Origin of the sequence: Pseudomonas sp. SMN11 (assembly GCF_052041945.1) — a bacterium.
GTDB lineage: Bacteria > Pseudomonadota > Gammaproteobacteria > Pseudomonadales > Pseudomonadaceae > Aquipseudomonas.
On record NZ_JBKGGW010000017.1, the window covers coordinates 66,511 to 88,828 of the forward strand.

The 22,318-nt window shown below is 62.6% G+C and carries 20 protein-coding genes; 11 read left to right on the forward strand and 9 right to left on the reverse strand.

Going from position 1 to position 22,318, the window contains the following annotated elements; all coding sequences use genetic code 11:
* The first annotated feature begins 41 nt into the window (after positions 1-41).
* On the forward strand, positions 42-1,463 hold the full coding sequence (locus ACLEJU_RS16005; protein ID WP_435422734.1) for an undecaprenyl-phosphate glucose phosphotransferase: 1,422 nt from the start codon (positions 42-44) through the stop codon (positions 1,461-1,463).
* Between the two features lie 35 nt (positions 1,464-1,498).
* The gene (locus ACLEJU_RS16010; protein WP_435422735.1) at positions 1,499-3,160 is read left to right on the forward strand and encodes a phosphoethanolamine transferase; all 1,662 of its coding nucleotides are present in this window, start codon (positions 1,499-1,501) and stop codon (positions 3,158-3,160) included.
* Here ACLEJU_RS16010 and ACLEJU_RS16015 read toward each other — a convergent pair whose 3' ends face one another.
* Positions 3,161-4,105 carry a LysR substrate-binding domain-containing protein gene (locus ACLEJU_RS16015; RefSeq protein WP_435422736.1) on the reverse strand — a complete coding sequence of 315 codons (945 nt, stop codon included), beginning with the start codon at positions 4,103-4,105 and terminating at the stop codon, positions 3,161-3,163.
* A 146-nt stretch (positions 4,106-4,251) separates the two neighbouring features.
* On the opposite strand from ACLEJU_RS16015, the gene ACLEJU_RS16020 reads away from it, so the two are divergent.
* Positions 4,252-5,628, forward strand: coding sequence for an L-serine ammonia-lyase (locus tag ACLEJU_RS16020; protein ID WP_435422737.1), 1,377 nt, complete (start codon positions 4,252-4,254; stop codon positions 5,626-5,628).
* A gap of 48 nt (positions 5,629-5,676) precedes the next feature.
* On the opposite strand, the gene ACLEJU_RS16025 is transcribed toward ACLEJU_RS16020, so the two are convergent.
* The 3 genes from ACLEJU_RS16025 to ACLEJU_RS16035 all read right to left on the reverse strand — a co-directional run bounded on the left by ACLEJU_RS16025 (position 5,677) and on the right by ACLEJU_RS16035 (position 7,660).
* Positions 5,677-6,132, reverse strand: a complete 456-nt coding sequence (locus ACLEJU_RS16025; protein WP_435422738.1) for a DUF1842 domain-containing protein — start codon at positions 6,130-6,132, stop codon at positions 5,677-5,679.
* A gap of 19 nt (positions 6,133-6,151) precedes the next feature.
* Complete coding sequence (locus ACLEJU_RS16030; RefSeq protein WP_435422739.1) at positions 6,152-6,733, reverse strand: DUF1842 domain-containing protein; 582 nt, start codon at positions 6,731-6,733, stop codon at positions 6,152-6,154.
* Positions 6,734-6,982: 249 nt separating this feature from the next.
* A complete protein-coding gene (locus ACLEJU_RS16035) occupies positions 6,983-7,660 on the reverse strand; it encodes a DUF3313 domain-containing protein (protein ID WP_435422740.1) in 678 nt (225 codons plus the stop codon).
* Positions 7,661-7,920: 260 nt separating this feature from the next.
* Here ACLEJU_RS16035 and ACLEJU_RS16040 point away from each other — a divergent pair, with 260 nt between their 5' ends.
* On the forward strand, positions 7,921-8,115 hold the full coding sequence (locus tag ACLEJU_RS16040; RefSeq protein WP_435422741.1) for a hypothetical protein: 195 nt from the start codon (positions 7,921-7,923) through the stop codon (positions 8,113-8,115).
* Positions 8,096-8,401 carry a helix-turn-helix domain-containing protein gene (locus tag ACLEJU_RS16045; protein ID WP_435422742.1) on the forward strand — a complete coding sequence of 102 codons (306 nt, stop codon included), beginning with the start codon at positions 8,096-8,098 and terminating at the stop codon, positions 8,399-8,401. The genes ACLEJU_RS16040 and ACLEJU_RS16045 overlap by 20 nt, the downstream gene beginning before the upstream one ends.
* 136 nt (positions 8,402-8,537) lie before the next feature.
* Here ACLEJU_RS16045 and ACLEJU_RS16050 read toward each other — a convergent pair whose 3' ends face one another.
* The 3 genes from ACLEJU_RS16050 to ACLEJU_RS16060 all read right to left on the reverse strand — a co-directional run bounded on the left by ACLEJU_RS16050 (position 8,538) and on the right by ACLEJU_RS16060 (position 12,360).
* Positions 8,538-9,833, reverse strand: a complete 1,296-nt coding sequence (locus ACLEJU_RS16050) for an NAD(P)/FAD-dependent oxidoreductase (RefSeq protein WP_435422743.1) — start codon at positions 9,831-9,833, stop codon at positions 8,538-8,540.
* 14 nt (positions 9,834-9,847) lie between these two features.
* Positions 9,848-10,936, reverse strand: coding sequence for a polyamine ABC transporter substrate-binding protein (locus ACLEJU_RS16055; protein WP_435422744.1), 1,089 nt, complete (start codon positions 10,934-10,936; stop codon positions 9,848-9,850).
* Positions 10,937-11,001: 65 nt separating this feature from the next.
* Positions 11,002-12,360 carry a glutamine synthetase family protein gene (locus tag ACLEJU_RS16060; protein WP_103447193.1) on the reverse strand — a complete coding sequence of 453 codons (1,359 nt, stop codon included), beginning with the start codon at positions 12,358-12,360 and terminating at the stop codon, positions 11,002-11,004.
* Between the two features lie 152 nt (positions 12,361-12,512).
* Here ACLEJU_RS16060 and ACLEJU_RS16065 point away from each other — a divergent pair, with 152 nt between their 5' ends.
* Positions 12,513-13,412 carry a helix-turn-helix domain-containing protein gene (locus ACLEJU_RS16065; protein ID WP_435422745.1) on the forward strand — a complete coding sequence of 300 codons (900 nt, stop codon included), beginning with the start codon at positions 12,513-12,515 and terminating at the stop codon, positions 13,410-13,412.
* A 182-nt stretch (positions 13,413-13,594) separates the two neighbouring features.
* The gene (locus ACLEJU_RS16070) at positions 13,595-15,508 is read left to right on the forward strand and encodes an AAA family ATPase (protein ID WP_435422746.1); all 1,914 of its coding nucleotides are present in this window, start codon (positions 13,595-13,597) and stop codon (positions 15,506-15,508) included.
* A gap of 136 nt (positions 15,509-15,644) precedes the next feature.
* Here the strand turns inward: ACLEJU_RS16070 and ACLEJU_RS16075 are convergent, their stop codons facing one another.
* Positions 15,645-17,030, reverse strand: coding sequence for an aldehyde dehydrogenase family protein (locus tag ACLEJU_RS16075; RefSeq protein ID WP_435422747.1), 1,386 nt, complete (start codon positions 17,028-17,030; stop codon positions 15,645-15,647).
* 107 nt (positions 17,031-17,137) lie between these two features.
* Here ACLEJU_RS16075 and ptrR point away from each other — a divergent pair, with 107 nt between their 5' ends.
* From ptrR to ACLEJU_RS16095, 4 genes are all read left to right on the forward strand, one after another.
* Complete coding sequence (gene ptrR / locus ACLEJU_RS16080; protein WP_435422759.1) at positions 17,138-18,004, forward strand: putrescine utilization regulator PtrR; 867 nt, start codon at positions 17,138-17,140, stop codon at positions 18,002-18,004.
* Between the two features lie 60 nt (positions 18,005-18,064).
* Complete coding sequence (locus ACLEJU_RS16085) at positions 18,065-18,517, forward strand: carboxypeptidase-like regulatory domain-containing protein (RefSeq protein WP_435422748.1); 453 nt, start codon at positions 18,065-18,067, stop codon at positions 18,515-18,517.
* 10 nt (positions 18,518-18,527) lie between these two features.
* Positions 18,528-19,271 carry a phytanoyl-CoA dioxygenase family protein gene (locus tag ACLEJU_RS16090; protein WP_435422749.1) on the forward strand — a complete coding sequence of 248 codons (744 nt, stop codon included), beginning with the start codon at positions 18,528-18,530 and terminating at the stop codon, positions 19,269-19,271.
* A 209-nt stretch (positions 19,272-19,480) separates the two neighbouring features.
* The gene (locus ACLEJU_RS16095) at positions 19,481-20,002 is read left to right on the forward strand and encodes an acyloxyacyl hydrolase (RefSeq protein ID WP_435422750.1); all 522 of its coding nucleotides are present in this window, start codon (positions 19,481-19,483) and stop codon (positions 20,000-20,002) included.
* Positions 20,003-20,032: 30 nt separating this feature from the next.
* Here the strand turns inward: ACLEJU_RS16095 and ACLEJU_RS16100 are convergent, their stop codons facing one another.
* Entirely contained in the window at positions 20,033-22,168 is a 2,136-nt protein-coding gene (locus tag ACLEJU_RS16100) for a TonB-dependent siderophore receptor (protein WP_435422751.1), read from the reverse strand.
* Positions 22,169-22,318 lie beyond the last annotated feature (150 nt).

Below are 22,318 nucleotides of genomic sequence, written 5' to 3' on the forward strand. Positions count from 1 at the left end.
TGGTCAGGCATTTGCCACACACAGTTCAGTGAGGCCTTACGATGGTGTTCGAACCCAGAAGCAGTCGGTCATTGCTCCAGCGTAGAAGCAGCGTCAGCAACGCCATTCAAGCGGGTCTGGACGGCATTGCCGTCACTGGTGTGGCGTGGTACCTGATTTACGACCAGTTTGGCTACATCACCTCAGACTATGTGATCATGCTCCTGCTGCTGATCGGCGCGCTGGCGGTCATTTATGACCACTACGCCATCTACCGCAGCAATGTGGGGCTTTCGGTAAAGGCCTTCAGGCTGTTCAAGGCGTGGTCGGCGACGTTCTGCTTCCTGGTGGTCATCGCCTTCCTGACCAAGCAGAGCGAAACCTACTCACGCCTGCTGGTCGTTCAACTGTTTGTCATCGGCTATATCGTCCAGTTGTTCCTGCATGTGGCCATGCGCGAGTTGCAGAAGCGCTTCACGGCCCATGCGCGGCTGGACAATGCCTTGATCATCGGCAATGGCGACCTGGCCAACTTCCTGTATCAGAAGATCAGCAACAACCCGTGGTTCGGTGAGCGGGTAATGGGCTGCATCTGGGTCGACCAGGAGGAGGATCAGGCCCGTGAGGCGCAAGATGCAAAGCTGCGCCTGCCAGTGTTGGGCAGCATCGCCGATCTGGACGAGATCATTGCCCAGCATGGCATCCGCACGGTGTACCTGGTAACCCCCCTTGGCGGCTCCGCCGTCATTCAGGATGTCTACCTCAAGTTGCTGGACAAGTGCATCGCGGTCAATTGGGTGCCAGACATCTTCTCGTTGCGCCTGATCAACCACAGCGTGCGTGAAATCGCCGGGATTCCGGTGCTGACCCTGTCGGAAACGCCACTGACCGGGACCAGCCTGTTCCTGAAAAACCTCGAGGACCGCGTGCTGGCCGCGCTCATCCTGCTGTGCGCTTCACCGGTGTTGTTGGCGGTCGCATTGATCATCAAGTTCGACAGCCCGGGGCCGGTGTTCTTCCGCCAGGATCGCACGGGCTGGACCGGAGAGTCGTTCCGCATCTGGAAATTCCGCAGCATGCACGTGCATCAACCGGAAAACGGTGTGGTCGAACAGGCGCAGCGTAATGACAAGCGGCTGACCCGGGTTGGTGCATTCATTCGGCGCACCAGCCTCGATGAGCTGCCGCAGCTGTTCAACGTACTGACCGGCGATATGTCGCTGGTTGGCCCGCGTCCCCATGCCTTGCAGCACGACACCCTGTACTCGCAAGACATCGTCGATTACTTCGCCCGCCACAACATCAAGCCCGGCATGACCGGCCTGGCACAAGTGCGGGGGTATCGGGGTGAAACCAAGGACATCGAGCAGATGATCCAGCGGGTCAATTCGGACATCGAGTACATCAACAACTGGTCGTTGTGGCTCGACTTCGTGATCCTGGTGCGAACGGTCAATGCCTTTACCGGCAAGCAGGCTTACTGACACCGGAACCTGGTGCGGCGGAAAGGGGGAGGGGCATGAGCAGCTTGTCAGCGGGAGGGGCAGGTGCCGCCAGGCTGTTGAAAGCCGAGTGGCCCTCGCTGCTGCTATGGGCGTTTCTGTTTTCACCGCTGCTGGCCAGGCTGTTGGCGGATTGCCAATGCGCGAAGGTCGACTTGCTGGTCTTGTACACCTTTGCCATTTCATTCTTGTGGCTGCTGGCGATCCGCTTCGTATCCGCCAACCAGTTCAAGGTGCATCTGCTGCTGCTGCCCTTCTACCTGTTGGCGAGCATCGATCTGTTCGTAGTGCTGAACTTCGGTTCGCGCCTGACGGCGGCCTACCTGTTCATTGCCTTGACCAACTACAAGGAAGGGGCGGATTTCTTCGCCACCTACTGGCGCTCGATCGCCAGCATCCTGGCTGTGTTCGCAGTGTGCTACGGGGTGGGGCTGGCCGGGTTACATGGCCGTCGGCTGTACCGCAACAAGGCCATTCTTGTGCTGGCGCTGGGTGGCTTGCTGCTGGGCTATGGGGCTTACTTCTACAAAACCGTCAAGGCCAACTCGCTGAGTAAAGGGGCAGTGCTCGACCTGGTGGCGAAAGACCAGAGCACGCCCGTCGGTTACCTGTCGCAGATCGGCCTGACGGCGACCTTGTATGTGGAGTCCAAGGGGTACATCAAGCAGCGCCTGGAGTCTGAGGTGAAGATCACCAGCCTCTCCGACCAGGCCGACATCGAGACCCTGGTGTTCGTCATCGGCGAGTCTTCGCGCCCGCACAACTGGTCGTTGTACGGCTACCAGAACAGGACCACCCCCCACCTCGATCAGCAACCGGGGCTGTTCAAGTTCAACCGCATGTGCACGACCGCGCCCTATACCTCGGTCGCCGTGCCTTCGCTGCTCAGCCTGGAACCGATCCGTGACTGGGACCTGATTGCGTCGAACAAATCGCTGGTAGGGATCTTCCGTGCGGCCGGCTACGACACCTACTGGCTGTCTTCACAGGAGGTCGACAGTTTTGGCGGGATCATTCCCCAGATTGCCGCTGAAGCTCAATACCGTCAGTACCTGGAACGCAGCTATGACGGATCGCTGATACCGGTGTTACAGAGCGTGCTGGGCAAGGCCCATGGGCATCGGCAGGCGATATTCATTCATATCAAGGGCAGCCACTTCGAGTACGCGCGGCGTTTCCCAACTGACTTCGCCCAGTTCAAGCCTGCCAGCGGTAGCCAGAAAGACCGGATCACGGCCGATTACGACAACTCGGTCCTTTACACCGATTGGCTACTGTCCTCGATCATGCAGCAGTTGACGGCCAGCCAGAAGAAAGCGCTGCTGGTCTACTCGTCGGACCATGGCGAGAACCTTCTGGATGACAGCCGGCAACTGTTGGGCCATGGCATGGGCAATGAGTATGACCTGGCGACATCGGCGTTTGTCTGGTCCAGCGGCAACCTCTCGCCGGAGCAGTCGGGCAAATTGCAGAAGTTGAAGACCAGGGAAGATCAGCAGGTCAGCATCGCGTCGCTACCGCACACGCTGCTGAACATGACCGGGATATCGATGCCGGGCTATGACAGCACACAGGACTTGCTCAGCGATGACTTCAAGACCTCCGAGTGCCCGCACCTGCTCGGTACCGGCTATGTGCCGTCGTTCGACTTCGACATCAAGCACATCGCCGCCGAGTGATCAGGCCGGTAGCACCAGTGGGTGCAAGGCGCGAAAGCCTTGGGCTTCCTCTACCAGCCAGTCGTGCACCGCTCGGGCGCCGGGCTGGTTCAACCCGCCTGGCGGGTAGTGCACCATGTAGCGCTTGTGGTTGGCGATGGAGTGGCCGAACGGCACGATCAGTGCGCCGCGCTCAAGCTCGTCATTGAGCAGCGTGCGCCGCGCAATGGCAACGCCGATGCCGGCGATCGCCGCTTCGATGGTCAGGTGGTTGCGGTTGAAGGTATGACCGCGGCGCACATCCAGCCCGCTGGCACCGATACCCTCCAGGTAGAACTCCCATTCCGCGTATTCCGAACTGCCGCGCCAGGCCGTGATGTCATGCAACAGCGGGTAATGCACCAGGTCTGCCGGGCCATGCAGCGGTGGGCGGCCGCGCAGCAGCGCGGGTGAACAGACCGGGAAGATCTGTTCGTCCAGCAACGGGGTCGAGAGCATGCCGGGGTAACTGCCGTCGTTGAGGTCGATGGCCAGGTCGAAGTCCCCGGGGTGCAAGGCCTGGGCGCTGTCTTCGGCGACCAGGCGCAGTTCGATGTCCGGGTAGCGCTGTTGAAAGCGTGGCAGTCGGGGGGTGAGCCACTTGGCCAGAAACGACGGGATCGAACGCAGGCGCAAGGTGCCGCGGATTTCTCCGGCATCCAGGCGCAGCAGTTCGGCCTCGATGCTGCCATAGGCCTCGGTGACCGTCTGTGCCAGGCGCTGGCCCTCGGCACTCAGCTCCACGCCACGCGCCCGGCGCAGGAACAGTTTGTAGCCTAGGCGTTCTTCGAGCTGGCGCATCTGCTGGCTGACCGCACCGGGGGTGATGTGCAGTTCTTCGGCACAGCGGGTGAACGACAGGTGGCGCGCCGCACAGGAGAAAACATGCAGCCAGACGAACATCTGGCCATTGAGTTGTCGTCGCATCGTTTAGCCCTGCTAAAGCCTCGCTTAGAAAGTTTCGTTGGTCATCTGCCTGTCAGCGCGGCAGTATCGCGCAAATTGGCAATACCGTTCAATTTTCTTAGATCAGCGTGCGGCAGCAATCAGTGCCGACACGCTCAGGCATTAGTATGGCTATCAGTGTTTTCGACCTTTTCAAGATTGGCATCGGCCCGTCCAGTTCCCACACCGTAGGCCCGATGCGCGCGGCGGCGAGCTTTGCCCAGGCTTTGCGCGAACGTGGCTTGCTGGCGCAGGTACAGCGTATCGAAGTGCGGCTGTACGGCTCGCTTTCAGCCACCGGGGTCGGCCATGCCACTGATCGCGCCTGCCTGCTCGGCCTGATGGGCCAGTGGCCGGACCGCATCGACCCGGCCACCATCGAGCCGCGCATCCATCAGCTGCTGCAGGAGCATTGCCTGATGCTCGATGGCAGCCATCCGCTGGAATTCCAGTATGCCCGCGACATGCTGCTGCTGGACGAAAGCCTGCCTTATCACCCCAATGCCATGGCTCTGGAAGCCGTGGGCGGGCAGGGCAGCCTGTTCCAGCAGACCTACTATTCCATCGGCGGCGGCTTCATCGTCGAGCAGGGCGAGATCGACGCGCCACAGGCAGAGGCCAATGCCGTTCACCTGCCGTACGAGTTTTCCAGCGGCGCCGAGTTGCTGGCCCTGTGCAAGGCCAACAACCTGAGCGTTGGCCAACTGATGCTGGCCAACGAGTGCGCCTGGCGGCCAGAAGCCGAGGTGCGCGAAGGCCTGCTGCGGATCTGGGCGGCAATGCGCGATTGCGTCGACAACGGCCTGCGCAACGAAGGCATCCTGCCCGGCGGGCTCCACGTCAAGCGCCGTGCCGCACGGCTGCACCGCAGCCTGCAGGAGGCCGGGCAGCCCAACGTGATCGGTTCGACCTTGAGCGCCATGGAGTGGGTCAACCTGTTTGCCCTGGCGGTCAATGAAGAGAATGCCGCCGGCGGGCGCATGGTTACCGCGCCCACCAATGGCGCCGCGGGCATTATCCCGGCGGTGTTGCACTACTACATGAAGTTCAACCCGAGCGCCTGTGACGACGATGTAGTGGCGTTTCTGCTGGCCGCTGCCGCAGTCGGCATCCTGTGCAAGAAGAATGCATCGATTTCAGGGGCAGAAGTCGGCTGCCAGGGCGAGGTCGGCTCAGCCTGCTCGATGGCCGCTGCGGGCTTGGCTGAAGTGCTGGGCGCCACACCGCCGCAACTGGAAAACGCCGCCGAGATTGCCCTGGAGCATAACCTCGGGCTGACCTGCGACCCGGTCGGCGGGCTGGTTCAGGTGCCGTGCATCGAGCGCAATGCGATAGCGGCGGTGAAGGCGATCAATGCCGTGCAGATGGCCCTGCGGGGTGATGGCGAGCACTTCATCTCGCTTGACCGTGTCATCCGCACCATGCGCGACACCGGCGCCGACATGCATGCCAACTACAAGGAGACGTCGCGGGGCGGCCTGGCGGTGGCCTTCGTCGAATGTTGATCGGCGTTGCGCCGGCAAGTGGCCTTGCCGGCGAACGCTGCTTGCGGGTTACACGCTTTCCAGCTGGCTGACGGCCGCCTTCAGCCGCTGCGCCAATTGCGGACGGCCCTGGTGGGTCACATCCGGCGCTTTGCGCATTCTGCCGTGCTGATCGACCCAGTGGCCGTTAGTGAAGTACCGGTAGCTGGCCGAGCCGTTGTTCCAACCGGTGTCCAGCAGGCCGTGCAGGTGGAAGGTCTGCGCGATCTGGCTGAGCGGGCCGCTGGGGCTGCCGTCCAGGCTCAGGACGATCGACGGCGCGCCGGCCGGCGCGAATTGCAGCTCGCTGTAGTCACCCCACACGTTGGCCTGGAATGGCTGCGACGGGTAGGTGGCCTGGCTGGCGCGAGCCTTGCCGGAGACCTTCTTGGTCACGGTGTTGACCAGCAGGTCGAGGGTCAACGTCGGGGCTCCGAGCAAGCCGTTGCTGACGTTCAGCCGAACATGGAACAGTCCGATTGCCATGGTGTCTCTCCTTGCCTGCTCAGGCTTTCTTGGCGGCCTTGGTAGCCGGGGACTTGGTCACTGCGAGGGCCTGGTCGAGGCCGCCGGTGGCCAACTGCTTGAGGTGCGCGAGATCGCCATTGGCGATGGCGGCCTCAAGGGTGGCGTTGTGCAGTTCGCTGTGCAGGTCGACATTGGCCAACTGCTGGATGCGCTGGCCTTCCAGCGTGACCGGGACGTTGTCCACGTTCACCCAGCGCTGGCCATTGTAGTACTCGTAGTCGGCCACGCCGTGTTGCCAGCTCGGGTCGAGCAGCGCCCTGAACTTGAACTGCACCGGTGAGTTGGCGTGCGGCCCGCCTTGGTTGCCCTGGGCGGTGATCAGGATCCTTCCTTCGCTCGGTGGCTGGACGGTGAGGTAGGTGTAGCTGCCCCAGACGTCCAGGTGCAGGTCCAGCGGGGGGTTGATGGCCTGGGTGATCTGGGCCGCGCCGTTCAGGCTGCGGTCCGGGGTATGGACCAGCAGATCCAGCTGCAGGCGCGGGGCGCCAGCGGCGTTGTTGCCGATCTGGTAGGACACCGGGAACAGGCCTACCGAAGGTGCGAGCAGTGAATCAGACATGATTGCCTCCGTTGCATTCGATGAATGAAAAACCGATACACAACTGCGAAGGCGGGCGGAAAAGGCGAGGAGATGAGGGAGCCGGGCGGCGATGTTGCTTGCCCGGAGCGAGCGGCTGTTGCCAGCCAGCTTGTGCAACCAGTCCCTGGTCTGCGGTGCCGCCTGCCTGGCAGCCCGCTTGAGTAAAGCAAGGCTGCCCGGCAGTGATGGCGTTTTTGCATTATCTCCGACGAGCGGAGCGGCTTTGCGTTACTTGCTCTTGTTCTTGAGGGTAACGAAGCTGGCGCGCATGTCCTTGGCCCAGCCGTCGAGCACCGGTTTGACATCGTTGAGGGTCAGCTGGGTCTTGTCGTTCTCCAGCTCTTTACCCGTGCCCTTGCGTACTACCTGTGCCAGCACCTTCTGGTTGCCGCCATCGAGGAAGGCCGCTTCGACACCGACATCCACTTCCTGGTCGCGGCCGCCCATCGCGGTGTTGGCCCCCGCCGCAAGCAGCGCGATGGGGATGAATTCGTAGGGCTTGAGGCCTTCATTGCTGGTGGACACCGCGGTGATTGCCGGGCGGACTACAATGGTGCCCGGGCCGGGCGCCTTGGCCAGGGTCAGCACGCTGCCCATCTCGCGGCGCAAGGCTTCGTTGAAGTAGCGGGTGATTTCACTCAACGTCTGCTGGGAAATGACCGCCGTCGCTTGCGGCTTGGGGTAGAACTGGCTCGGCTCGATGAAGACCTGCGTGTATTGATTGACATCGACCTTGGGGTCGATCCAGCGCATCACCGGTGCGCCAGATGGGCTCTTGGCTTCCTGCAGGCGGCTGTAGTCCTTGAGGAAGCCGGAATAGTCCTTGGGGTCCACGCGGTTGCTGGAGCACGCGGCTACAGCGAGCAATGCGGCACACAACAAGGTAACGCGAGGCAATGATTTCATGATGATCATGCATCCATGATGGGTCGGCCAGAACAACGCTAGCAGGTGCTTGGAAGATGGCCAGTGGGTCGAATGGAAAGTCGCTTGGCAATCGATACCGACTTGATGTGGGGCAATGACTTAAGTGCTGACGGCTGGCTCCGGCCGCACGGAGCTACGGTGCTGAGTTTTCCTACGATGAGTAAGGAATGTGCTGTCTATGCAATCGCAGCGACCATTGAAAAACTATGCCCGTAACGGGTATGGTTTGGAGGCCACTCATGGAAGTTCTCAAGCGCGAGGATTTTGCGCGTTGGCAAGCCGCGCAAAGGCTATCAGATGCCATCACGCTGGAAGAACAAAAGGCACTGAGCTTCGCTGGCAAGGTTTTTCTGGAGCTTTGTCCGCTAGCCCTCAGGCGGGCATTGCAATCAGGTGTTCTGATGGAGGTTTGCTGTGAGCAGCAAAATTGTTGAATCGTTGCGTGAAGATCTTCTCGCTCTTCATGAGGCCGGGGCTGTTGGCAAGGTTACGCTTCGGGATTTCGAAATGCTTTGCCCTGCTCCTGTGCGGAATTTCAGTGCTCAGGATATTCGCCAGCTTCGCGAGGCACTGAATTTCAGCCAGTCGGTGTTCGCACTGCATCTGCATACCAGCGCATCCACAGTGCGTAAATGGGAGCAAGGAGAGACGCGTCCGGCAGGCTCTGCACTGAAGTTACTAAATGTCATTGCAATCAAAGGGTTGCAGGTCATTCTTTAAGTGATTAATTCGATTTACCTGATTGTTGATATAGTTGATTAAAATCAAGTGGTTAGGCTGTTTCTATAAGGTCGTTTGTAATAATCAGCCTGTCGCGAGCAGGCCACTCCCGCGACAGGCTTGGCCTGACTTGCGCTCAGCCCAGCGCCTCCCGCAACCGGTACCACAACATCCCCAGCGCCAGCAGCGGCGAGCGCAGCGCCTTGCCGCCCAGGAAGGTCAAGTGTGGCACTGCGCTGAACACATCCAGCCCCTGGCTCTGCCCCAGCGCAATACCTTCCGCCAGCAACTTCGCCGTCCAGTGGGTCACGTTCAGCCCATGCCCGGAATAACCCTGGGCGTAGAAGACGTTAGGGTGCTGGCTCAACCGCCCCACTTGGGGGAAACGGTTGGCGGTGATGCCTATCATGCCGCCCCACTGGTAGTCGATGCGCACATCGGCCAGTTGCGGGAACACCTTGAGCACCTTGGGTCGCATGTAGGCAGCGATGTCCTTGGGGTCGCGCCCGGAATAGTGGCAGGCGCCGCCAAACAGCAAGCGGCGGTCGGCGGTGAGGCGGTAGTAGTCCAGGCCAACCTTCTGGTCGCACATGGCCATGTTCTGTGGGATCAGCTTGCTCGCCAGTGCTTCCGGCAGCGGTTCGGTTGCCACCACGTAGCTGCCGGCCGGCAGCACCTTGCCGCTCAGGCGTGGTTCCAGTTCGTCGAGGTGGGCGTTGCAGCCCAGCACCAAGCTCTGTGCCCGCACCTTGCCCCGTGCCGTGTGTACGGTCACCGTGGAGCCATGTTCGATGCGCAGCACCGGGCTCTGTTCGAAAATCCGCACTCCCAGGCCATGGGCCACGCGCGCTTCGCCCTGGACCAGGTCGAGCGGGTGCAGATGGCCTGAGCCCATGTCTACCAGGCCGCCGGCGTACTGGTCGCTGGCGACGATCTCGTGTATGCGTTCGGGCCCGACCAGGCGCGTTTCGTGGCGGTAGCCAAGGCTGGCCAGGTCTTCCTGTTCAGCCTTGAAGGCAGCGAACTGTGCCGGGGTATTGGCCAGTTCGCAGAAGCCCCACCGCAGGTCGCAGGCGATCGCATATTGTTCTATGCGGCGTGCAACCAGGGCCACCGACTCGATGCCGGCCTGCTGCAGGTAGCGCACGCCGTCCTGGCCGACGTAGCGGGCAAAACCGCTGACATCATGGCCGATGCCGCGAATCAGCTGGCCGCCATTGCGCCCGCTGGCGCCCCAGCCGATGCGGCGGCCTTCCAGCAGTACCACGTTGAGCCCGCGTTCAGCCAGCTCCAGCGCGGTGTTGACCCCGGTCAGGCCACCACCGATCACGCACACGTCAGCAGTCAGTTCGCCGTCGAGGCTGGGGTAGGGCGTCGTGTTGCGCGCCGTGGCGGCGTAGTACGACGCGGTATGTTGGTTATCGAAAGGCATGGCGCGTTCTCGGTTCAACGGTTGGACTTGATCTTGCTCCAGGAGCGGGTCATGACGCGCATGATCTTCGGGCTCGGGGTGCTGGAGATGTACAGCTTGTCCAGTACCGCCTGGGGTGGGTAGATCTCGGGGTTGTCGACCAGCGATTCGTCCATGTAGGCCTGGGCATCAGGGTTGGCGTTGGCGTAGCCGACCGTGGCGCTGACCTTGGCGATCACCTTCGGGTCGAGCAGGTAGTTGATGAAGGCCAGGGCCTGTTCGGGGTTCTGGGCGTCCTTGGGGATGGCCAGCAGGTCGAACCACAGGTTGCTGCCTTCCTTGGGAATGCTGTAGGCGATCTTCACGCCGTTCTTCGCTTCCACGGCCCGGTTGGCCGCCTGGAACACGTCGCCGGAATAGCCGAAGGCTACGCAGATATCACCATTGGCCAGGTCCGAGACGTACTTGGAGGAGTGGAAGTAGGTGATGTACGGGCGCAGTTCGAGCAGGCGTGCTTCGGCCTTGGCATAGTCGCCCGGCTTCTCGCTGCGCGGGTCCATGCCCAGGTAGTTGAGCATTGCCGGGAACAGCTCGTCGGGCGAGTCCATGAAGGCCACGCCGCATTGCTTGAGCTTCTTCAGGTTTTCCGGCTCGAACAGGGTTGCCCAGGAATCGATACGGTCCACACCCAGTGCGGCCTTGACCTTTTCGACGTTGTAGCCGATGCCGTTGGTGCCCCACAGGTACGGCACTGCGTACTGGTTGCCAGGGTCGTTCTGCTCGAGCTGCTTGAGCAGTTTCGGGTCCAGGTGCTGCCAGTTCGGCAGCTTGCTGCGGTCCAGCGGCAGGAACGCACCGGCCTGGGCCTGGCGAGCCAGGAAATGGTTGGAAGGAACCACCACGTCGTAGCCGGTGCGGCCGGCGAGCAGCTTGCCTTCCAGGGTTTCGTTGGAGTCGAACACGTCATAGACGACCTTGATCCCGCTGCTGGCCTGGAAGTCGGCCAGGGTCGTGTCACCGATGTAGTCGGTCCAGTTGTACACGCTGACGCTGGGCGTGGCCTGTGCGGCGGCGCCGAACAGCAGGGCGAATGTGGCGGGGATCAGGGCTTGCAGATGACGCATGTCGACACCTCGTTGGTCTTGTTCTTTGAGTTCGGTGCAAGGGGGCGCCTGGCGCCCCCCGGGGATCACACGCTCAGCAGCAGGAACTCGCGCTCCCAGGAACTGATGACGCGCTTGAAGTTTTCATGCTCGGCGCGCTTGACCGCCACGTAGCCCTGGACGAACTGCTTGCCCAGGTACTGCTGCACGGTCTCGCAGTCTTCCATGTGCTGCAGCGCGTCCTCGATGGTGATCGGCAGCCGCAGGTTGCGCCGCTCATACGCACGGCCCTGGACCGGCGCGCTCGGCTCGATCCTCTCGACCATGCCCAGGTAACCGCACAGCAAGCTGGCGGCGATTGCCAGGTAAGGGTTGGCGTCGGCGCCCGGCAGGCGGTTCTCGACGCGCATGGCATCGGGGCTGGAGGTCGGCACGCGCAGGCCGGCGGTGCGGTTTTCCTCGCCCCATTCGACGTTCACCGGCGCCGAAGTATCTGGCAGGAAGCGGCGGAACGAGTTGACGTTCGGTGCGAACATCGGCAGCAGCTTGGGGATGTACTTCTGCAGGCCACCTATGTGGTGCAGGAACAGCTCGCTCATGCTGCCATCTTCATTGGCGAATATCGGCTTGCCGGTAGCAATGTCGACCACGCTCTGGTGCAGGTGCATGGCGCTGCCCGGTTCGTCGGTGATCGGCTTGGCCATGAAGGTGGCGGTGACATTGTGCTTGAGCGCGGCTTCACGCATGGTGCGCTTGAACACGGTGATCTGGTCGGCCAGGTCTAGCGCGTCACCATGCCGGAAGTTGATCTCCATCTGCGCCGGGCCGTCTTCGTGGATCAGCGTGTCCAGGTCCAGGCCCTGCAGTTCGCACCAGTCGTAGACGTCTTCGAACAGCGGGTCGAATTCGTTGGCAGCGTCGATCGAGAACGACTGGCGCCCGCTTTCGGCACGGCCCGAACGGCCCAGTGGTACTTGCAGGGGCAAGTCCGGGTCTTCGCAGCGCTGGGTCAGGTAGAACTCCATTTCCGGCGCGACAATCGGCTGCCAGCCTTTGTCGGCATACAGCTTGAGCACTTTCTTCAATACGTTGCGCGGCGACAGCTCGATCGGGTTGCCGTGCTTGTCGAAGGTGTCGTGGATGACGATGGCGGTGGGCTCGATGGCCCACGGGATCTGGTAGACCGCCGTCGGGTCGGGGCGGCAGATCATGTCGATGTCGGCCGCATCGAGCAGGTTGTAGTAGATGTCGTCGTCGACGTAGTCGCCGGTGACCGTCTGCAGCAGCACGCTTTCGGGCAGGCGCATGCCGCGCTCGTGGAGGAATTTGGCGGTCGGTGCGATCTTGCCGCGGGCGATGCCGGTCAGGTCGCTGATCACGCATTCGACTTCAGTGATGCGGTGTTCTTTCAGCCAGGTGGACAGCTGATCGAAGGGGGCGTTCATACAGACCTCTTGGTTGGGTTTTTGTGTGCGCGGCAGGTGCCGGTGACTTCCCAGGTGGCGCGCTGGAGACTATCTTGAGCGCAGGCTCGCAAAGCCATCTATCCACTTTCTTCGGTAATGAATGCACCAAAAGAGTGCAAATAGGACAAAGCGTGATAACGCCCAATGCCTTGCAGGTTCAGGCTTTCCACACCACCGATGTCACAGAACAGGTGCGCGCCACCCCCGGTTGGCAGCAGCAGTACCGGCAGATGTCGCCAGGGCATTTCAGCGGCCAGCTGCGCTGCCTGGGGCTCGACGGCGTGGAGGTGTATGAAGAGCGCCTGAATACCCGCGTCGAGCAATTCTTCCGTGCGCCGAGCGGTTCATTGGCGTTCTGTTTCGACCAGAGTGAAAACAGCCTGTACCTGCTCAACGAACAGAGCCGCAACATCTGGATCACGCCAGAGAACTACCAGGAAGTGGCGGTGGTGTTCGACCAGGCGTTTCTTGCCCGCCATGGCCTGGACCCGCAACGTCTCGAAGGCTTGTTCATGGTGCCGCTAGGCAGCGGCCAGAATGCGTTGTTCGGCAGCTGGCTGAGTGCCACCTTGACCCGCCTTGGCCAAGCGGACTGCCCGCTGCAAGGGCAGGCACTGGCTGAGCAGCTGCTCGAGGACTGCCTGTTCATTCTCGATAACGCCTGCCAGCGCTTGCAGGGCGGGGCGCTGGGGCGGCGCGGCGAGGAGCGGGCGATCATGCAGCGGGTCAGTGAGTGGGCCGCAGATTGCCCGGAAGAAACCCTCAACCTGGTGGAACTGGCCGAGGTGGCCGGTGTGTCACTGCGCCAGTTGCAGCAGGCGTTCAAGGCGTTCACCGGGATGCCACCGGCGCACTGGCTGCGCTTGCGTCGGCTCAATGGCGCGAGGCGGGATCTGTTGCGCGGCGGTGAGGTGACCGTTGCGGAAGTGGCCATGCGCTGGTCATTCTGGCATTTGGGAAGGTTTTCAGAAAGTTACCGGCAGTTGTTCAAGGAGTTTCCGAGCGAGACCCTCAAGCGGGGCAGGGCCTGAGAATTCTGTTGCCTGTACCGGCCTCTTCGCGGGTAAACCCGCTCCCACAGGGATATCACAGGTCTTGAAGGCAGCGCGGTACCTGTGGGAGCGGGTTCACCCGTGAAGAGGCCGGTACAGACAACCCAGCATTCCCATTGGAAAATTGCTATCGTGCCCGGCAGTTTCCACCCGAGGTCCCGATGTTCTACCTGCCTTTGCCCAGCGACCAGGCCGACCGCCTGGCCAGCGCGCCCCCCGCCACCGACTTCTTCCCGAGCGCCAGCCTGCTGGAAACTGCCGCCGTGCTGTTCGTGCAGAACCTGCCGCGCCAACCGGCCAGCGCCTCGGCGGACACACAGGAGCGCCGCTTCGCCGAGATCGTGCGCATCGCCAACGAAGTCGAAGCTGCAGCTCCAGGCCGCTTCCAGCGGCAGGTCGCGCAGCACTTCGACCGCGAGGCGTTCGCCATGGGGCTGGGCATGCTCGGTGAGAACGGCGTCGCCCTGGTGTCGGCCGAAACCGAGTACCAGGCCGACGAGTTCCAGGACGCCGAAGGCCAGTGGAATTTCCAGTTCGCCGACAGCTACCGCCAGCGCGTAACCCCGCTGCACCCGGTCTACCTGCCGTCACTGGCCAGCGACCTGATGCTCAGTGACCAACAGAACCGCCTGCTGCGCGAGTTCCTGTGCGGCGTCGACGAATCGGTTGCCGTGCAGGGTTTCGCCGGCACCGGCAAGACCTTCCTGATCCACCAGTTCGCGCGTCTGCTCGACCCCCAGCGCACGCTGTTGCTGGCCCTCACCGAAGGCCAGCTGCGGGCATTGCAGGCACGGGTGAAAGATGCCCAAGCCTACACTGCGATGACTTTCGGCCAGCTGGCCGACGACATCCTCAACCGTGACCTCACCAGTAACGGCTGGCGCCTGCGCGACCCGTACCGCACCAAACTGTCGTGGCGCCCGCAAGAGGCACAGGTGGTGCGCTGGCTGAACATCCCCGACATCGGCCCGCTTGCCGCGCGCGACGTGGTGGCCCTGTGCGTCAAGGCCGTGCGCAGCTTCTGCCGCAGCGGTGACAGCCAGTTGCAGCTGCATCACTTGCCTTGGGCCGGGCCGGGCACCACGCCGCTGGACCAGGAAGTGCTGCTGGAAAAGGCCCGCCTGTACTGGCACGAACTGATCCGCCCGTCCGCCCGTGAAATCCAGCTGCCGGTACGCGACTACCACCGGGTCAAGCTGCTGTCGCTGACGGCCGAGGTCATCGACAGCCGCTACAGCCACGTCATCGTCGACGAGGCCCATGAGCTTTCGGCTCCGATGCTGGCCGTGCTCGATCGCAGCCCGCAGTCAGTGATTGCCCTGGGCGATGAACTGCAGAACCTCAATGGCCTCAGCCCGCACCATGGCAACTTCATCCGCCAGCGCTACATCGATCATTCGCTGCGTGCCGGCCCAGCCATGGATGGCGTGCTCAACCCGCTGATCCAGGCGCACCCGGCGGCGATCCAGGCCGCCTTCAGTGGCAGTGCCGAGCATTACACGCGGGTGAGCTTCTTCGACACGGTGACGGTGCCTGAACAGCCCACCGCCCTGATCGTCGATGACGAATGGGGCCTGTTCGGCTGGTTCCAGCGCCTGACCCATCAAGGGGTCCCGTTCGTGCTGCTGAAAAGTGCGCGCAAGGACTTCGAACTGTTCGTCGAGGACTGCATCGAGCTGCACCGCTACGGCACCCGGGCACGCCACCCGATGTTGTTCCGTTACCCCAGCTGGCAGGCGCTGGAGCAGGACAAGGGCGATGACAAGGCCTTTGTTGCCGTGGCCGGCATGTTGCGCAAAGGCTACACCGCCGAGCATTTCGCCAAGGCCAAGAGCCGCTACCGCTGGGACAAGGCGCCGAAGCTGTTCCTCGGGCGGGTGCGGGATGTGAAGAACATGGAGTTCGCCCGGGTGATGGTCTCGCCGGAGCTGATGGTGGCGCCGAGCACGACGGGCAATCGCACCGAGCGGGCGCGGATGCTGGCGGGGCTGTATACCGCCTGTTCGCGGGCGCGGCATGAACTGATCGTGCCGGGGGGGATGCTGGACTGGGTCAAGGACCAGGTTCGGGATTGATATTGCTGGGCCTGCTTTTCAGCCCTCTCGCGACACAAGGCCGCTCCTACAGGGAAACGCGATCCCCTGTAGAAGCGGCCTTGCCGGGGCGCCGGACCGGTCGGAAAGGGCCGCAACGCGGCCCCAAAGCCTGAAATTAGTTACGATCCAGCCACACGGTCTGGGCATTGGTGAACTCGCGCACACCAAAGTGCGACAGCTCGCGCCCGAAACCGCTCTTCTTCACGCCACCAAACGCCACGCGGGGGTCGGAAGCGCAGTAGCCGTTGATGAACACGCCACCGGTATCCAGCGCTGCGGTCATGCGCTCGGCCAGTGCATAGTCGGCGGTGTAGATGGTCGATGCCAGGCCGAATTCGCTGTCGTTGGCCAGCTCAACGGCATGATCGGCATCACGGGCCGTGATGATCGCCGCCACCGGCCCGAACAGCTCCTGCTTGAAGGCAGTCATGTCCGGTGTGACGTTGGCGAACACGGTCGGTGCATAGAAGTTGCCCACGCCTTCGACCTTGTTGCCGCCCAGCAGCAGGGTGGCACCTTCGGCCAGCGTCGCCTGAACCTGGCCATCCAGCTCGTCACGCAGGTCGTAGCGGGCCATCGGGCCGATGTAGGTGTCGTCTTCCAACGGGTTGCCAATTTTCAGCTTGCGAGTGGCTTCGACGAACTTGCGCGTGAATTCCTCGACCACACCCTCTTCGATGATCAGCCGCTTGGCGGCGGCGCAGACCTGGCCGGTGTTCTGGTAGCGACCGATCACGGCGGCCTGCACGGCGGCGTCGATATCGGCATCGGCCAGCACGATGAACGGGTCGGAACCGCCCAGCTCCAGCACGCACTTCTTCAGCGCCGCACCCGCCTGGGCACCGATGGCCATGCCGGCACGCACGCTGCCGGTCAGGGTCACGGCAGCGATGCGCACGTCGTTGATGGCGCGGGTGACGCCGTCCGGGGTGACGTTCAGTACCTCGAACACCCCTTCAGGCAGGCCGGCGTCCTTGAACAGCTCACCCAGCAAGTAGGCGCTGCCCATCACATTCGGTGCGTGCTTGAGCACGTAGGTGTTGCCCGCCAGGATCGCCGGTACGGCGCCGCGCAGTACCTGCCAGACCGGGAAGTTCCACGGCATCACGGCCAGGATCGGGCCCAGCGGGCGGTATTCGATGCGGGCTTTCTCGACCTGGGTCGGCTCGGCGGCGAGCATGGCCGGGCCGTGCTCGGCATACCAGCGGCACAGGCCGACGCACTTGGCGACTTCACCACGGGCCTGGGCGATCGGCTTGCCGATTTCGCGGCTGATCATCTGCGCGAAGGCTTCGGCCTTGGCTTCGAGGGTGCTGGCCAGGGCGAGCAGGTACTCGCTGCGCTGACCCAGCGACACTTGGCGCCACTGGCCGTAGCCAGCCTTGGCACGTTGCAGCGCCGCTTCCAGTGCGGCGTCGGTGTCGAAGGGGTAGGCGCCGATCTGCTCGCCGCTGAACGGGTCGACGGAGATGGCGTGGGTCAGGCTGCTGATCGCACTCATGGCTGGACACTCTCGTTGTTGTTAATCAGTGACGCCAGACTAGTGGGCTATGGCTTTAATGAAAACTGAATAATAATGAGCGAAACATTCACGTTTGGAGAATGACTGTGGACCTGGTGCAACTGGAGATCTTCAAGGCCGTGGCCGAGCAGGGCAGCATCAGCGCCGCCGCCCAGCACATCCATCGGGTGCCGTCGAACCTGACCACGCGCATCAAGCAGCTGGAGGAAGACCTCGGCGTCGAGCTGTTCATCCGCGAAAAAAGCCGCCTGCGCCTTTCGCCAGCGGGCTGGAATTTTCTTGAATACACCCGGCGTATCCTCGACCTGGTGCACGAAGCGCGGCTGACCGTGGCCGGCGAAGACCCCCAGGGCACTTTCGCCCTGGGTTCGCTGGAGAGCACGGCGGCGGTGCGTATTCCGGCCTTGCTGGCCGCCTACAACCAGCGCTACCCCACGGTCGACCTCGACCTGTCCACCGGGCCCTCGGGGACCATGCTCGAAGGCGTGCTGGCGGGGCGACTGGTGGCGGCCTTCGTCGACGGCCCGGTGTTGCACCCCACGCTCGAAGGCATGCCGGTGTTCGAGGAGGAGATGGTGATCATCTCGCCGCTCAACCACGCCCCGGTCACCCGCGCCCAGGATGTCAACGGCGCGAGCATCTACGCCTTCCGTGCCAACTGTTCGTACCGCCACCACTTCGAGAACTGGTTCGTCCAGGACCAGGCGGTGCCCGGCAAGATCCATGAAATGGAGTCGTACCACGGCATGCTTGCCTGCGTCAGCGCCGGTGCCGGCCTGGCCATGCTGCCGCGCAGCATGCTCGACAATATGCCCGGCTGCAGCACGGTCTGCGCCTGGCCGATGCAGGAGCAGTTCCGCTACCTGAAGACCTGGCTGGTGTGGCGTCGCGGCACGGTTTCACGCAGCCTGAGCATGTTCGTGAAACTTCTCGAAGAGCGGCGAACGGCCTGAACATCAGCGGTGGATGGGGTCCAACATTAGGTAAGCCATCTCCCTGAGGAGGAGCTGACCATGCGTAACCATCACTATGCTTTGGGCGCCACGCTGCTGATTGCACTGGCGCTGCCCTGGACCCTGGCTGCTGCAGCGGAAGTCGAAGACCACAACGCCCCTATCGACATGCAGGCTGTGCAATTGCAGCCCCAGGAACAGAACGGTATCCGTTACCTGGCAGGCGGTATCGGCCAGGACGAAGCCAATGCCATGCGGCGCACCAAAGGCTATGACTTGCATGTCGAGCTCTCGACCGGGCCTGACGGCAAGTTCCAAAGCGGCGCTACGGTCGAAATCCAGAATGCACAGGGCAAGTCGCTGCTGAACGTGCAGGACGCCGGGCCACTGCTTTACGTGCAGCTTCCGCCAGGCCAGTACAAGGTCATCGGCCAGGCAGATGGCACCACTGTCCAGCAGCAGGTGACCGTAAACGGCAAGGCACCGGCCACGGCCAACCTGAACTGGCGTTGAGGCATGACCGATGAGCATCGATGGCCGGTTGCAGCAGCTGCATGAGCAAGGCTACCTGTGGCTGCCCGGTGTGCTCGAGCCGTTGCGCATTGCCTTGCTGCGCTGCGCCATCGATGACCTGCAGCCGATTCACTGGGATTACCAAGGGTTGCTTGAACATTACAAATGCGTCTTCAACCGCAACCCGCTGTGGTTGCCGTTTCTCGACCTGCCGCCAGTGATCGAACTGGCCGAAGCGGTGCTTGGCGCGGATTGCCACGTCATCGGCCAGACGGCCTGGCGTAGCCACCCAGGCTATCCAGGCATGGCGTTGCACCTGGATCATCTGCCCATGGCATTGCCGCCATGGCTGCGTGAACGCAGCGATTTCAGCCTGCCTGCGCAGATCCTGACCGCTCAGCTGTACCTCAGCGACATCGACCTCGACATCGGCCCCACCTGGGTGGTCCCCGGCAGCCACCGCGCTGCGCGCCCGCCACAAGCCGGCGAGGAGCAATGGCAGGGCCGCGAGGCACAGCCGATGCTGTGCCAGGCGGGGGATGTACTGGTGTTTCGCAGCGATGTCTGGCACAGCGGCGGGGCCAACAGCAGCACCCGCACGCGGGACATGCTGCAGGTGCATTACGGCCGGCGCATGGTGGCGCAGAAGTTCTCCCCATACCTGAGCTGGCAGTTCAATTCACGGGTGTTGGAGCAGGCGACAGCTCGGCAACGGCGCCTGCTGGGGGAGCATGAGGAGGCCGAATATGACTGATGGGCAGGCGTGGTGTTGCAGGTGAAATCAGCCAATGGTGGCAATTCACTTTCAACTTTCTGATTATCTGGACAATAATCAGAAAAGTATTACCTCGTGTGACCGGTTGGGATGCACCGGTCACCGCAAAATTCGAGGGGCTCAAGCCCCCGTTTGCCAAGCCGTCGCCCTTTGGCAACGGCCTAGTTGACCATCAGGAGAAGTCGTCGATGAGAATTCGTCTCGCCAGCATGCTGGCCGCCGCCGTATTGGCCTGCGCCACAAGCAACCTGGCCCAGGCAGCGCAGGTTTCCGCCGCCGTGGGTGCCACCAGCCAGGGCGACATGACCTACCGTATCGGCATGTCGTTCGACTGGGACAAGAAGTGGCTCGAAAGCGACACAGGCTATGTAACCGGTTATTGGGATGCCGGTTACACCTATTGGGAAGGAGGCGATGCCAGCGGTGCTCACTCCCTTTCGTTCAGCCCGGTATTCACCTACGAATTCAGCGGCTTCAGCTACACCCCTTACATCGAAGCGGGTATTGGCGTGGCGGTGTTCTCCAAGACCGAGGTGGGCGATCAGCGCATGGGGTCGGCATTCAACTTCGAAGATCGCATCGGTTTTGGCCTGAAGCTACCGGGCGAGCAGAAAGTCGGCCTGCGTGCCATCCATTACTCAAACGCCGGCATCAAGCAACCGAACGACGGCATCGAGTCCTACTCGCTGTTCTACAGCAAGGGCTTCTGATGTTTGGGGCCGCATAGCGGCCCCAGCCTTTCAGAAGGTGTAGGAAACCCCGGCCTGCACCGTGCGTGGTGCCCCTGGGTATACGTAGGTGTTGAACGCCCCCTCGTCATAGCCCTTGTTGAACACGTTCTTCACGTCCAGGTTCAACCGCACGTGCTCGTTGACCTTGTAGAAGCTCAGCAGGTCGACCACGCTGTAGCGCTCCATGGTGTAGGTACTGGCCGCCGTCTGCCCGGCGCGGTCATCCACGTACTTCACGCCAACCCCAAGCCCCAGGCCCTTGGCCAGCCCATCCTGGAACTCATAGGTGTTGAGCAGGCTGAAACTGTTGCGCGGGATGTTCGCCAGGCGGGTGCCGGTGGGGATGCTGTTGTCCTTGGTCACCTCTGCGTCGACGTACGCGTAGCCGCCGATCATCCGCCATTCCGGGGTCAGGTTGCCAGCGACGTTGATGTCCAGGCCGCGGCTGCGCACTTCCCCGGCAGCGACGCTGTAGGTGCCGGTCGGGTCGTTCGGGTCGCGGGTCAGCACGTTTTCCTTGACGATGTGGTAGATCGCCGCGTCCACGCTCAGCTGACGGTCCAGCGCTTCCCACTTCACGCCGAGCTCGTAAGACTTGCCCTTTTCCGGATCGAAGCCTGTGCCCTGCAGGCTCGCACCGCTGTTGGGCTTGAACGAGCGCGCGGTGTTGGCGTAGATGGCAACCGTGTCGGTCAGGTCGTAGATCAGGCCGAAGCGTGGGGTGACGCCGTTCTCGCCCTTGTTGAAGTCACCGGCATTGTTCAGCTTGTTGTCGTAGTCATGCTCGAAGCGCTCAACGCGAACGCCGGCGAGGGCTTTCAGGCGCTCGGTCAGGGCCACCTGGTCCTGGATGAAGGCCGCCCAGGTCTTGAGGTTTTCCTTGTCATGGGTGGTGGTGCGGGTCAGGGCAGGGCGAGGCTGGCCCAGTACCGGGTCGAAAATGTCGATCGGGTAGGCTCCGGTACCTGCGGCCGAACGCTGGATGATCGAGTTGTAGTCGTAGTCTTCGTACTCGATGCCGGTCAGCAGGGTATGGGCGAAGCCACCGGTGTCGAAGTGGCCGGTGAGATTGAGCTGGTAGTCGCGGTCGGTCCACTCCAGCTTGCGGTAGTTGAAGTTGCGCCCCAGGGTGCGGCCGTCGGCCTGCAGGCCGTTGGCTTCCACGGCGTTGCCCTTGAGCGAGCCGTCCAGCCATTGCATGCCGCCGCCCAGGGTCCAGTTGTCGTTGAGCAGGTGCTCGAAGCGCAGCTGGGCCATGTTGTTGTCGTTGTGCAGCAGGTTGTCGCTGCCTTTTTCCCAGATGTTGGTGTCGCGCGAGGCTGTGCCGCGCTGGCCGGGCAGGCGGGTCAGGCCGCGATCAAGCGGGTGATTGTTGCGCATGAAGTCACCTTCGAAGATGACCTTGGTGGCATCGTTGACCTGCCAGCTGATCACCGGCGCCACGTCATAGCGCTCGCTTTCGACATCGTCGCGGAAGCTGTCGCCAGCTTCGCCCAGCACATTCAGGCGATAAGCCAGCGAGCCATCGGCGTTCAGCGGCCCGGTGGCATCCAGGGTCGCCCGGTGCATGCCCTGGTCATCGAACTGGCTACCGAGGGTCACCTTGGGCTCGGCCAGCGGCTGCTTGCTGACCACGTTGAAGGTGCCACCGGGGTCGCCACGGCCATACAGGGTGGTGGCCGGGCCGCGGATCACTTCCAGGCGCTCGACGGTGTTGGCATCGGGGGCATTGGGGTAGCCGCGGTTGATCGGGAAACCGTTGCGGTAGAACTCGCCGGTGGTGAAGCCGCGCACGGTGAAGGTGGTCAGGCCCTGGCCGCCGAAGTTGTTGGCGCGGCCGACGCCACCGGCGTAGTCCAGGCCGTCCTGCAGGCGGGTGGCGCCGGTGTCTTCGAGCACATCCTTGGGCACCACGCTGATCGATTGCGGGGTTTCGTGCAGGGCGGTGTCGGTGCGCGTGGCAGTGGCCGAGCGGTTGGCCTTGTAGCCGTCCACCGGGCCATCGGCGCGTTCGCTGTCGGCGCTGCTGGTGATGTTCAGGGCCTGGAGTTCGATCCGGGCCGGGTCATTGAGCGGCTCGGGCTCGGCGAGGGCCAGCGGGGAGATAGCTTGAAGCACACAAAGCGAAACGAACGTGCGACGCATCGACGGTACGATCCTGGAGTAGGGCGCTGAGGGGGAGTGTGGGAAGCGCTGAGAAACTACTACGAATCATTATCAAATGCATTATTTTTAATTAGAACTGGTGTGCCAGATACCATGAGTTTGGCAGGACCATCCTATTCGCGGGTAAAC

What these genes read in the sequence shown, in the direction of transcription:
- ACLEJU_RS16010 (WP_435422735.1), top strand. Translation starts at nt 1,499, where the DNA reads ATGAGCAGCTTGTCAGCGGGAGGGGCAGGTGCCGCCAGGCTGTTGAAA.
- ACLEJU_RS16055 (WP_435422744.1), bottom strand. Translation starts at nt 10,936, where the DNA reads ATGCGTCATCTGCAAGCCCTGATCCCCGCCACATTCGCCCTGCTGTTC.
- ACLEJU_RS16035 (WP_435422740.1), bottom strand. Translation starts at nt 7,660, where the DNA reads ATGAAATCATTGCCTCGCGTTACCTTGTTGTGTGCCGCATTGCTCGCT.
- ACLEJU_RS16050 (WP_435422743.1), bottom strand. Translation starts at nt 9,833, where the DNA reads ATGCCTTTCGATAACCAACATACCGCGTCGTACTACGCCGCCACGGCG.
- ACLEJU_RS16030 (WP_435422739.1), bottom strand. Translation starts at nt 6,733, where the DNA reads ATGTCTGATTCACTGCTCGCACCTTCGGTAGGCCTGTTCCCGGTGTCC.
- ACLEJU_RS16040 (WP_435422741.1), top strand. Translation starts at nt 7,921, where the DNA reads ATGGAAGTTCTCAAGCGCGAGGATTTTGCGCGTTGGCAAGCCGCGCAA.
- ACLEJU_RS16075 (WP_435422747.1), bottom strand. Translation starts at nt 17,030, where the DNA reads ATGAGTGCGATCAGCAGCCTGACCCACGCCATCTCCGTCGACCCGTTC.
- ACLEJU_RS16090 (WP_435422749.1), top strand. Translation starts at nt 18,528, where the DNA reads ATGAGCATCGATGGCCGGTTGCAGCAGCTGCATGAGCAAGGCTACCTG.
- ACLEJU_RS16005 (WP_435422734.1), top strand. Translation starts at nt 42, where the DNA reads ATGGTGTTCGAACCCAGAAGCAGTCGGTCATTGCTCCAGCGTAGAAGC.
- ACLEJU_RS16070 (WP_435422746.1), top strand. Translation starts at nt 13,595, where the DNA reads ATGTTCTACCTGCCTTTGCCCAGCGACCAGGCCGACCGCCTGGCCAGC.
- ACLEJU_RS16025 (WP_435422738.1), bottom strand. Translation starts at nt 6,132, where the DNA reads ATGGCAATCGGACTGTTCCATGTTCGGCTGAACGTCAGCAACGGCTTG.
- ACLEJU_RS16100 (WP_435422751.1), bottom strand. Translation starts at nt 22,168, where the DNA reads ATGCGTCGCACGTTCGTTTCGCTTTGTGTGCTTCAAGCTATCTCCCCG.
- ACLEJU_RS16060 (WP_103447193.1), bottom strand. Translation starts at nt 12,360, where the DNA reads ATGAACGCCCCCTTCGATCAGCTGTCCACCTGGCTGAAAGAACACCGC.
- ACLEJU_RS16020 (WP_435422737.1), top strand. Translation starts at nt 4,252, where the DNA reads ATGGCTATCAGTGTTTTCGACCTTTTCAAGATTGGCATCGGCCCGTCC.
- ACLEJU_RS16015 (WP_435422736.1), bottom strand. Translation starts at nt 4,105, where the DNA reads ATGCGACGACAACTCAATGGCCAGATGTTCGTCTGGCTGCATGTTTTC.
- ACLEJU_RS16085 (WP_435422748.1), top strand. Translation starts at nt 18,065, where the DNA reads ATGCGTAACCATCACTATGCTTTGGGCGCCACGCTGCTGATTGCACTG.
- ACLEJU_RS16095 (WP_435422750.1), top strand. Translation starts at nt 19,481, where the DNA reads ATGAGAATTCGTCTCGCCAGCATGCTGGCCGCCGCCGTATTGGCCTGC.